A 10,805-nucleotide genomic window follows, 5' to 3' on the forward strand; every position below is an offset into this window, starting at 1 on the left:
CGCTTACCCCTCTGTGTGCTAAATGGACAGTCGGACGCGGTACTGGTCGAGCCAGAGGTTGAGCTGGAGGGTGAGCTCGACGTCCGCGCGGGCCAGCCGGTCCTGCACCAGCCGGTCCGGGTTGCCGGCGAGCTCCGTTGCCGCCTGGAGATCGATGAGCTGGCGCACCGGTGCCTGCGGGTCGGCCAGAATCGCCTTGAACTCCTCGCTCAGGCGTTGCGCGTAGCCGGGGTCCTTGCTCACCGGGGTCGCGCTCTGCTTGCGTTTGAGCACCGACTCCGGCAGCAGGTCGGCGACTGCGGCCCGGAGCAGGCCCTTCTCCTGCCCGCCGTGCGCGTGCCACTCGCCGGGGATGTTGTAGGCGTACTGGTGCAGAGCCCAGTGGTTGAGCGGGGAGGTGGACTGCAGGCCGGCCGCGGCGAACACGCCGGAGTCCAGTTTGAACAGGGTGAGCACCAGGTAGGCGACCGCGCGCACCTGCCGCTCCCACTCGTTCTCCTCGGGCAGGTACTCGATCTCCGCCGTGACGGTGGCGTACAGGTCTTTGTAGTAGGTCTGGAAGTCGAGGGTGTTGAGGACGTCCTGGTCGAGCAGGCCGGTGCCGAAGCCGTTCTTCGCGCCGAACCGTTGCGCCATCGCGATCCACGGGAACGTGCCGGAGCCGACCAGGCCCTTGTCGTTGGACCACCGGGCACCGCGGAAGATCTGGTCGCCGGCGCCGCCACCGAACACGATCTTGCCGCCCTGCGCGGCCAGGTGCTGGATGAACAGGTGCTGGCTCGCCTCCATGTCGTAGATGCGCGTCGGGTAGTCCTTGGCCCTCAGGATCCCTTGGCGCACCACGGGGTCGAGCAGATCGGTGGCGTCGATGCTGATCAGGTTGTGGCGCGAGCCGGTGAACTCGGCGACCTGCCGGGCGTACGGCGCGTCCTTGGTGTCGCGCATGACGTCGGCCTCGAACTCGCTGTTGACGAAGTCGACCGTGTATGTCCTCAGTGGATCGTGACCGCGCCGCTTCAGCTCGGCCGCGGTGAGCCCGGCGACCGCGGAGGAGTCCATGCCGCCGGAGAGCGTGGCGATCAGCGTGGCGGTGTCCTGCGGCAGCGTCTGCGCGACGCTCTCCTCGAGCATCGAGCGGATGGTGGCGATCGTGGTGTCCAGGTCGTCGGTGTGCGGCCGGGTTTCCAGCTTCCAGTACCGTCGCTTGGACCAGCCTGCGCGGTTGAACCGGGCGATCTCCGCGCCGTTGAGCTGGGAGAAGCCGGAGAACAGCGCGCCCGGCATGAGCGCGTGCGAGATCGCCTCACGCAGGCCGGCAGCGTCCACTGTGGAGTCGACTTCGGGGTGTGCCAGCAGGGTTTTCCGCTCCGAGGCGAACACCAGCCCGCCGGGCACGTGCGTGTAGAACAGCGGCTGGCCGCCGAGCCGGTCCTTGGCCAGGAACAGCTCCTCGTTGCGGCCGTCCCAGATGGTGATGGCGAACGAGCCGCCCAGCCACGGCACGAACTCCTCGCGCCATTGCAGGTACGCCCGGGTGATCACCTCGGCGGCGCCGGCCTCCGGGGCGACCGCGCGCCCGGCCGTCTTGAGCCGTTCGCGGAGCTCCGGGATGTTCGCCGGCGCCCCGGTCACGCACGTGGCCACCGGCTCCCCGCCCGCGGTCGTGACGAAGGGCTGTCCCGCCGCGCTCGGCTCCGTCGCCAGCGTGCGGAAACCCAGCGCGGCCCGCGGCGACACCCACACGGCCTCCCGGTCCGGCCCGCGCTGCGCCAGCGTCCCGGTCAGCGCGGTCATGATCGGCCGCTCCCTCACCAGATCCCGCGAGAAGTCAATCCAGCCAACAACGCCCGACATAGGACACCCTTTCAGCGCCAAGGTCCGTTCGTGCCCCCACAGGCTCGCCAGCCCCCCTCAAGACCCCCTCGAGACCCCGGCAAGCCCAGGACCGCGAGTTCGACATTCCAGCAACTGAGTTCGACGCTCGGGCAAGCGAGTCGTACGCTCCGGCAACCGAACTAACGTGCTCCGCCGTCAGGGGCGAGGGGTGGGGTGTTTGGGGAGGAAGCGGGTGAGGAGGGCGGCTACGACGAGGTAGCAGAGGATCTGGACCGCGACGGTGACGGCGGTGGCGGAGGTGAAGGCGGCGTGGGCGTGGTCGGCCAACATCGTTGCCGCGGTGGGGTTGGGGGCGCAGTGGTCGAGGACGGCCTGGGTGCCTTCGGTGAGGGGGGTGGTGGCAAGGCAGGGTCCCAGGCGCGCCGGGCTGGCGAGGGTGGTGAGGAGGCCGAAGAAGAGGGCGCCGATGGTGGCGACGCCGAGAGCGCTGCCGACCTGGGCCAGCGTGCCGAAGACGCCGGAGGCGGAGCCGACGTCTTCGGCGGGGACGTCGGTCAGGGTCAGGTTGTAGAGGGGCGGGCTGAGCAGGCCCATGCCGATCCCGACGAGTGCGAGGCAGGCGGCGACGGCGGAGGCCGCGAGGGTTGAGCCTTGGACCAGCAGGACGGCGAGGAGCAGGGCCATGCCGAGGGCCATGAGCAGCGCGCCGGTGACGAGCATGGGGCGGCCGACCTTGCGCGCCAGCGGAACCGAGGCGCCGGAGGCGGCGCCGGCGGCCAGGGCGAAGGAGGCCATGGTGATGCCGATCTCGGCGGGGCCGTAGCCGAGGCCGGACTGCATGTACATCACGAAAACCAGGAAGAACGCCGCGACGGCGCCCATCACCAGGAAGTTGGCCGCGGAGCCGGCCACGAAGGCGCGGACCCGGAACAGGGACACGGCGATCAGCGGGAAGTCGCCGGAACGCTGCCGGCGCATGGTCAGGATCAGCACCGGGACCGAGCCGGCCAGCAGCCCGAAAGTCCACAGTGGCCAGCCGAGGTCGCGGCCCTGGACCAGGGGGAAGATCAGCATCAGCAAACCCAGCGAGGCCAGCGCCACGCTGCCCAGGTCCAGGCGGACGCGGCCGAGCACGGTGTCGTTGCGGGGCAACCAACGCACGCCGGCTAGCACCGTGAACAGCCCGACCGGCACGTTCAGCAGGAAGATGGAGCGCCAGCCGAGGCCGGCGATGTCGGCCTGGACCAGCAGGCCACCGATGACCGGGCCGCTGACCGTGGCGACCGCGATCACGCCGGCCTGCGCGCCCAGCGCGGCGATCCGGCGCGCGGCCGGGAACAGCAGCATGATCACCGGGAGTACCTGGGGGGACATGGCCGCGGCGGAGGCGCCCTGCAGGATCCGGCCGGTGATCAGCACGCTCGGATCCGAGGCCACCGCACACAGGACCGACGCCACCGTGAACCCGAAGGAACCCGCCAGCACCATCCAGCGCCGGCCGATGGCGTCGCCGAGCCGGCCCGAGGTGATCAGCAGCAGCGCGAACGGGAGCGTGTACCCGGCCAGCATCCATTGCGCCGCAGCGGCTGAAGCGTGCAGATCGTCCCGAATGGACGGTACGGCGACCGTGATCACCATGAGGTCGAAGATGTGCAGGAAGCTGCCGGCGAGCACGGCGGCCAGGGCCAGCCAGGGCCGCCGCGCGACGATCGTGGGAGCTGACTCGACACGCGGCGGCCGAACCGGGGTAGTCGTCACGCCATCACCTCGCAAGCTCGGTGATTGGCTGCCCCGTGTTGAATTGTTCGCTCGCAAGCTCGCTCAATCCATCACCTCGCGAGCTCGGTGATGGTGAACCCGCCGCCTCGTTCCTCGGCGGCGGGGCAGTGTTGAATTGTTCGCTCGCAAGCTCGCTCACGACTTCCTCCTCGCCCCGCCGGGCGAGGCGGGTTACTCCGGTTGGTTGGGGGTGCCCTTGCCGGCCACGAACGGCGTGGTGTAGCCCTCGTAGGCCAGGTGCATGACCATTCCTATCTCGGCGTGGTCGAGGTTGTGGCAATGATCCATCCAGATCCCCGGGTTGTCCGCGCGGAACGCGATCGTCCACGTCTCGCCCGGGGACACTGTCACCGTGTCCAGCCACAGTGGACTCCCGGTCGCCGGTTTCCCGTCCCGGGCGAGCACGAGCGCGTGGTGGCCGTGCAGGTGCATCGGATGGTCGAGGTGGCTGCGGTTGACGAACGTGAGCCGCACCAGGTCACCCTCGCGTACGGTGATCGGCGGGACGTTCGGGAAGACCTCGCCGTTGATCGACCACAGCAGGGCGAACTTCCCGTCGAAGAAGCCGGCCTGGTTGTCCAGGTACAGCGTCTGGTCCACGTTGAAGTGGCTGTTCGCGTCGAAGGGCGTGGTGCCACGGGCGCCGTAGCCGGTGACGTCGAACTCCGGCCCGCTGGTGTCCGGTGCCCGGTCGCCGGTTCCGTCCGGGCTCAACAGGATCCCGGCGTCCAGTCGCTGCTTCTCGGCCAGCCGCACCGGACCGTTCGGCTGCGTGTACTCGAGATCGAACCGCCCGCCGCCGCCGACCGGGAGCTGCACCGCGCTGAGCTCGGTCGGCTGGTTCACCTCGGTGCCGTCCACCGCCACGATCCGGAACGGCGTGCCGGTCAACGTGAACCGCTTGATCAGGCTGTCGGTGTTGATCAGTCGCAACCGGACCTTCGTGCCGGCCGGGATCTTCTCCCGGCGCAGCTGGTCGGAGTCGCCGATGGTGTAGCTGACCTTGCCCGCCGTGGTGTCGAACGTGTGCAGCAGCACGGGAACCTCGGTGGCGGAGGGTGGACCGGTCGGCGGGTCCACGATGAAACCGCCGTACAGCCCCCGCCGCACCTGCTCGGAGGAGAGCTGGTGGGAGTGGTACCAGTAGCTGCCGGCGGCGGGCAGCCGGAACCGGTAGACATGCGAGGCGCCGGCTGCCACCGAGTCCTGGGTCAGCCCGGGCACGCCGTCCTCGGCGTTCGGCACGTCGATCCCGTGCCAGTGCAGGGAAACCCCGGCCGCCACGTCCTTGTTGACCAGCTCGACCTCGACCAGCTCACCCTGCCCGGCGCGGAGCAGCGGGCCGGGCGCGGTGCCGTTGAACGTCCAACCGTCCACAGTGGCCCCGGAGGGCAGTCGCAGCTCGGTTTTCTGCGCGGTCAACGTGAACCTGTGGTCCGGCACTCCGGTCTTGGGGCCGGTCAGCTCGGTGACGGACCGTTCGGGTGCGCCGGACGGGGCGCTCTGGCCGTGCCCGGCGTGCACCCCGCCGACGCCGTGCTCGGCCATGCTGTACCGGTCCGGCAGCACGCTGGTCTGCTGCCACCACACGATTCCGCCGGTGGCGACCGCCAGCACGCCGAGCACGATCGCGGCCGAGCGCAACGTCCGGCGCCCCAGCGACGGCACGGTGGCGCCGGCCAGCACCCGGCCCGACTCCCCGCGCAGCTTCAGCACCAGCAGCAACCCGGCGAGCAGGAACGCGAACCCGTAGCCCAGGACTTCCCCGCCGAACGGCGGCACCGGCGGTACGACGAACGCCGCCCACCAGGTCAGCACGCCACCGACCGCGGTCAGCCGGGGCGGCAGCGCGGCCTTCAGCGAGGTCAGCTCGACCCGAGTTTCCACAGCAACCGTAACGGATTCCGCCCGCGCGGTGCGGCCGGCCCGGCGCACCCGCCAGTACACCGGCACGGTCCACACGAACGCGAGCACCGCGGGCGCGAGGTAGAGCACCGGGATGATCAGGAACCGGTCGGCGGCGAACTCCCAGCCGCTCTGGGAAAGCAGCACGGCCATCGCGACCTTCGCCAGGACCGCGACCATGGCGATCACCAGCCATACGGTGGTGCCCCGCGCGGCCCGGACCAGCCGCGCCGCGTCGTCGTGGCGGGCCAGCCGGCCCAACCGACGCGACAACACCGCCCAGGCGAGTGCGATCAGGGCGCTCATGCCCACGTCCATGCCCAGCCAGGTCTCGTACATCGGTGATGAACCCCTCGTCGTGTGTCAGCTCGCTTTGGGCAGCGTGTCCACGGAAAGCTGGGAAATACAGCGCATCACGGCGTTCTTGAAGTAACTGCTGAAGCCTTCGGCGGTGCTGGTGTCGCGCTGCTCGGCCAGGTACGGCGCGAGCTGCGCCTCCACGCTGTGCACTCCGCTCTGCGCGGCCATCTTCCGGGCGATGTCGGCGAACTCACCCTCGTAGTGGATCACCCGAACCACCACGTCGTGATCGATGAACACCGCGGTGCCGAGCAGCTTCCCGGATTCCTGACCGGCCTCGTCCCGCAGCTCGGGTGTCTTGACCCGCTTGAAGTTGGCGAAGATCTCGGCGATCTCGTCCTCGTGGCCGGGCTTGACCCGGTAGCTGATGGCCGCGTACGGCATGGATCTCCTCCAGGTAAAGGGTTACAGTCCGCCGTCGATGGCGATGGACGCGCCGTGCACGTAGCTCGCGTGATTGCTGGCCAGGAACAGCACGACGTTGGCCACCTCGTCCGAGGTTCCCAGCCGCCCCAACGGGTTCATCGCGCGGAACCGCTCGGCCACCGGCGCCGGCAGGCCCGCGTCCGGCTCGGTCTCGATCAGCCCGGGCGCGATCGTGTTCACCCGGATCCCGTCCGGGCCAAGCTCCTTGGCCAGCGACCGGGTCAGCCCGTGCAGCCCCGCCTTGGCCGCGGTGTAATGCGCCTTGCCGGGCAGGCCGCGCTGCGCCACCGAGGCGGACACGTTGACCACGCTCGCGCCCCGCTCCATGATCTCCAGGCAGTACTGGGTGACCAGGTGCGCGCCGGTCAGGTTGGTGCGCAGCATGTGCTGCCAGTCCGCGAGGGACAACGTGGCCGCCGGCTCGTGGCCGTCGATGCCCACGTTGTTCACCACGACGTCCAGCCCGCCAAGGGTTTCCCGGCAGGTCTGGACCAGCTGGTGCACGTCGATCGCCTTCGTCACGTCGGAGCGCACCACGCGGTGTTTCACGTCGATCTCGCAGAGCTCCTGCTCGAGCGTCTCGGCGTTCGCCTCGTCGTTGCGGTAGGTCACGACCACACCGGCACCCGCTTTCGCGAAAGCCAGTACGGCCGCCCGGCCGATCCCCCGGGTACCGCCGGTGATCAGCACCCGGCGCCCGGTCAGTCCGAGTTCCATGAGTTCCCTTTCAGAGCACCAGGCGCACGTTGTAGTGCCGCAGCCACGCGTCCAGCCCCAGCACCATCTCGCAGTTCGCCCGCGCCACCCACGCCCGCGGCCCACTGTCCAAAACGGAGTGATCGGCCTGCAGCTCGGCGATCGCCTCGGCATTGACCAGGTCGGCGACCGGCGAGCTCGCGTCCGCCACCAGCGCGCCGAGCTCGTCCACCAGCCACTGCCCATAGGCCGGATCCTGCGTGACCGGATACGGACTCTTCGGCCGCCGCAGCACCGTCTCCGGCAGCAGGTCCGCCACCGCCGCCCGAAGCAGGCTCTTCTCCTGCCCGTCGAACGACTTCATCGCCCACGGCACGTTGTACACGTACTGCACCAGCAGGTGGTCGCAGAACGGCATGCGCACCTCGAGCCCGGTCGACATCCCGATCGACTCGTCGTGCGCGAGCAACGTCTCCAGCCACCGGGTCAGGTGCAGGTAGTTGATCCGCCGCATCTGCCGGTCCACATCGGACTCATCGTCCAGATGCACCACCTGCGCGACCGAACTCTCCCACGCCGCCGTGCAGTACTCGTTGAGCTCCAACTTCGCCAGCAGATCCGGATGCAGCAGGTCGCCGCCCATCCCGTGCTTCCCGCCGCCGTAGTGCGCCATCGCGATCCACGGCATCGTCTGCGCCGCCGCCAGCTGCGGATTGTGTACCCACGAGAACCCGCCGAACACCGCGTCCGCGATCTCCCCCAGCAACGCAGCTCTGACGTGCTTGCTGACCTCGCGATCCAGCAGGTACAGCGACGTGTTCATGTTCCCCAGCGGGCTCGGCACATCCTTCGCGATCAACGTCGCCGCCCGGGCCAGTGGGTCGAGAATGTCGGCCGTATCCAGCACCACGTTCGTGTGCTCGGCTCCGACGTGCTTGACCATGTCCGCTACGAACGGCGCGTCCGGGGTCGCCCACACCTCGTCCGGCTTGAAGTTCTCCCCATGCTCGGCAAACGTCACGGTGAACGTGCGCAACGTGCCGCCCCCGTTGCGCTGTAACGCATCGGCGGCGAGCCCGGTCACCGCCGAGGAGTCCACCCCGCCGGACAGCATGATCCCCACACCGTCCGCATCCCCGAGCTGCGCGGCCGTGCTGTCGGAAAGCAGCTCGCGCACCCGCCGGATCGTCGTGTCCAGGTCGTCGGTGTGCGGCTCGGACATGAGGCGCCAGTACTGCTCCCGCCGCAGCCCAGCCCGCCCGAACCGGACGATCTCCGCCGCCTCGACCTGCTTGATCCCCACGAAGATGCCGTGCCCGGCCGTGCCGGCGTAGCAGAACAGCTCCCGCAACCCGTCGATGTCGACCGCGGTCTCGGTGTCCGGATGCGCGAACAGCGCCTTCCGCTCCGACCCGAACACCAGCCCGGTGTCCGTCAGCGCGTAATACAACGGCTGGTTCCCGAACCGGTCCCGGATGAGGACGATCTCCTCGGTCCGCCCGTCCCAGATGGCGATGGCAAAAGCCCCGGTCAGCCGGGTGACGGCGGCCGTCCCATCCTCGAGGTACGCGTTGGCCACCAGCTCGGCGGCCGGCGCCGCCGGGTGCGCGCCCCGTCCCCGGGTACGCAACCACTCACCCAGTTCGCCCACGCCCGTCGGCGTGCCCGAGACACAGACGGCGATCTGCCCGTCCGGCGTCGACTGCACATGCGGCTGCGGCGCTACGGGCTTGGAGCCAATGGTCAGCGACCGGAACCCCAGGCCAACATGGGTACGCGTCCACACCTGCTGCCCGTCCGGTCCCCGCCTGGCCACCGCCCCCGCCATCCCCGAGAGGACGGCCCACTCCTTCTCAAGGTCGCGCTCCGAGAAGTCAACCCACCCGACCAACCCTGACATCGACCACACCTCTCACCGGCAGCCCGTCGCGAAGTCCGCGTCCGATACTGCTCGCCGCCGGTCGCACTCAGGTCGTCGATGGGTCGAACTCAGGCGTCGGACGGCATATACCGCAGCGGCTGCCACAAACCGGGAAGGCCCTCCATCGGTTGCGGGTCGATCGTGGTAAGTGGCGCCCATCCAGGTGGCCACTCGGTTCGGATCGGTCCGTCATCGATGCGCGCCATTGCGTCCTGCATGAGTCCGGCGGCGCCTAAAGTTCCCGGGCCGTGGGTGAAGGCGACCCCATGGAAATCGACTGGCTCGGCGAACATGGCGGAGACGAATCTGGCGGAGCCCAGTTGGGCGTCACGGAAGTTCAGCAAACCATCGAACCTAGCTCGATCGAACTGGACATCGCCAGCGAATCTGGTATTCCGGAAGTCGGCCCAGTTGGTAAACCTGGCTCCGACGAATCTCGCCTCGCCTGTGAAAACCGAGCTTGCGAATGTGGTCTTGCCGATGAACGTCGCACTGCTCAGAAAGCCAGCGCCCAATCGGCAGTGAGAAAGGCTGAAGTCAATCAGTTTTGCGCCAGTGAGGTCGAGGTCTATGTTGGTCCAATACTTGGCGCTGTCCTCCGTGTCGAAACGCAGATGCTCGATAAGGAGCCGTTGTGCAGCTAGCCGGACCTGCAGCTCGCGCTGCCGTTGCTTGTCTTCAACTTCAACGGAGGTCGGGCTGGACGGTAGAGTGAAAGGCATGCATAGATAGGCGCAGATGACACTGACGATTGTTTGCCGTTGGGTTTCTTCCGCCTGCGCGAGGCGTTCGAGTGCGTAGAGGCCAGCAAGCCGCACTGCGGCCATATCGGATCCGAGCTGTCCGGCGGCCATGGCATACAGCTCGGTGATCCGACGCTGGGTCGCGTCGTGCTCGGTCGCTCGGGCCGCGGCGAGCTGCTGGGCGTGCTCGCGATCCTTCTGTTTGAGCGCGATTTCGGCGGTCCGTTGGCGACGGGCGGCCAGCAGCAATGCGGCGGCGCCGCCGGTGCCGACGACGATGGTGCCGGCGGTTCTGATGGCTTCGAGCTGGTTGCGCTGCTGGGCGTCGCCACCTCCATAGGCGATGAGGAGCCACACCGCCACGCCCACACCGACCAGGAGAATCACGGCCGCCGCGGTCCAGATCGCGATCGGGGACAGCACGCCGTAGCGCACGGTCTCCTCGTCCTCAGTGCTCACGACTGGAGAATCGCTGGGTCACTCCGGGTCGTTGCCACTGGCGGGGGCGGCTTCGTAGGGGGTGCCGTAGCCCTCGTAGGTGAGGTGCATGGCCATGCCGGTAGCTGAGTGCTCGAGGTTGTGGCAGTGGTCCATCCAGAGGCCGGGGTTGTCCGCCTTCAAAGCGACCTCCCAGGTTTCGCCGACCTGGACCAGCACGGTGTCGAGCCACAACGGGCTGCCGGAGACGGGTTTTCCGTTGCGGGACAATACGAGCACGTGGTGGCCGTGGATGTGCATGGGGTGGTCGAGGAAGCTGCGGTTGACCCACTTGATTTTGATCAGGTCGCCGTCGCGGACGGTGACCGGCGGGATGTCGGGGTAGACGTTGCCGTTCATCGTGAAGAGTATGGCGAACTCGCCGTTGTAGAAGCCGAAGTGGTTGTCGATGTAGTAGGTGTCGTCGTGGGCGAAGGGGCCGGTGGCGGTGAACGGGGTCGAGGTGGGACGGCCGTAGCTGGTCGGGTCGAACTCGTCGCCGCCGGTTTGGGCGGCGCGGTCACCGGAGCCGAGTATGAGGCCGGCGTCGGGGTGGTCGGCCGTTGCCAGCCGCACCGGGTCGGAGGGCATGGTGAACTCGAGGTCGTAGCGGCCGCCGCCGCCGACGGCGAGTTGCTTGCCGGACACCTCGGACGGCCCAT

Annotated in this window: 8 protein-coding genes; all 8 read right to left on the bottom strand. The window is 68.7% G+C overall.

Translation table 11 applies throughout. The features are described from left to right. Positions 1–18 precede the first annotated feature (18 nt). Positions 19–1,794 carry an asparagine synthetase B gene (locus VGR06_RS21440; RefSeq protein ID WP_327560907.1) on the bottom strand — a complete coding sequence of 592 codons (1,776 nt, stop codon included), beginning with the start codon at positions 1,792–1,794 and terminating at the stop codon, positions 19–21. A gap of 237 nt (positions 1,795–2,031) precedes the next feature. Continuing rightward, the gene (locus VGR06_RS21445; RefSeq protein ID WP_327560908.1) at positions 2,032–3,594 is read right to left on the bottom strand and encodes an MFS transporter; all 1,563 of its coding nucleotides are present in this window, start codon (positions 3,592–3,594) and stop codon (positions 2,032–2,034) included. Between the two features lie 192 nt (positions 3,595–3,786). Continuing rightward, positions 3,787–5,859, bottom strand: coding sequence for a multicopper oxidase family protein (locus VGR06_RS21450; protein ID WP_327560909.1), 2,073 nt, complete (start codon positions 5,857–5,859; stop codon positions 3,787–3,789). Positions 5,860–5,883: 24 nt separating this feature from the next. Further along, complete coding sequence (locus tag VGR06_RS21455) at positions 5,884–6,264, bottom strand: SchA/CurD-like domain-containing protein (protein ID WP_327560910.1); 381 nt, start codon at positions 6,262–6,264, stop codon at positions 5,884–5,886. Between the two features lie 21 nt (positions 6,265–6,285). Next, the gene (locus tag VGR06_RS21460) at positions 6,286–7,023 is read right to left on the bottom strand and encodes an SDR family NAD(P)-dependent oxidoreductase (protein ID WP_327560911.1); all 738 of its coding nucleotides are present in this window, start codon (positions 7,021–7,023) and stop codon (positions 6,286–6,288) included. Positions 7,024–7,033: 10 nt separating this feature from the next. Next, a complete protein-coding gene (gene asnB / locus VGR06_RS21465) occupies positions 7,034–8,902 on the bottom strand; it encodes an asparagine synthase (glutamine-hydrolyzing) (RefSeq protein WP_327560912.1) in 1,869 nt (622 codons plus the stop codon). An 89-nt stretch (positions 8,903–8,991) separates the two neighbouring features. Next, positions 8,992–10,125: a pentapeptide repeat-containing protein gene (locus VGR06_RS21470; RefSeq protein ID WP_327560913.1), complete on the bottom strand. Its 1,134-nt coding sequence runs from the start codon at positions 10,123–10,125 to the stop codon at positions 8,992–8,994. An 18-nt stretch (positions 10,126–10,143) separates the two neighbouring features. Then, on the bottom strand, positions 10,144–10,805 hold a 662-nt coding region (locus VGR06_RS21475), incomplete at its 5' end, for a multicopper oxidase domain-containing protein (RefSeq protein WP_327560914.1).

This window comes from Actinophytocola sp., assembly GCF_036002505.1.
In the GTDB taxonomy this organism is placed as follows: Bacteria; Actinomycetota; Actinomycetes; order Mycobacteriales; family Pseudonocardiaceae; genus DASYTH01.

Bases quoted from the DNA above. Each gene is read 5' to 3' on its own strand.
- VGR06_RS21440 (WP_327560907.1), bottom strand. From the start codon at position 1,794: ATGACCGCGCTGACCGGGACGCTGGCGCAGCGCGGGCCGGACCGGGAG.
- VGR06_RS21450 (WP_327560909.1), bottom strand. From the start codon at position 5,859: ATGTACGAGACCTGGCTGGGCATGGACGTGGGCATGAGCGCCCTGATC.
- VGR06_RS21455 (WP_327560910.1), bottom strand. From the start codon at position 6,264: ATGCCGTACGCGGCCATCAGCTACCGGGTCAAGCCCGGCCACGAGGAC.
- VGR06_RS21460 (WP_327560911.1), bottom strand. From the start codon at position 7,023: ATGGAACTCGGACTGACCGGGCGCCGGGTGCTGATCACCGGCGGTACC.
- asnB (WP_327560912.1), bottom strand. From the start codon at position 8,902: ATGTCAGGGTTGGTCGGGTGGGTTGACTTCTCGGAGCGCGACCTTGAG.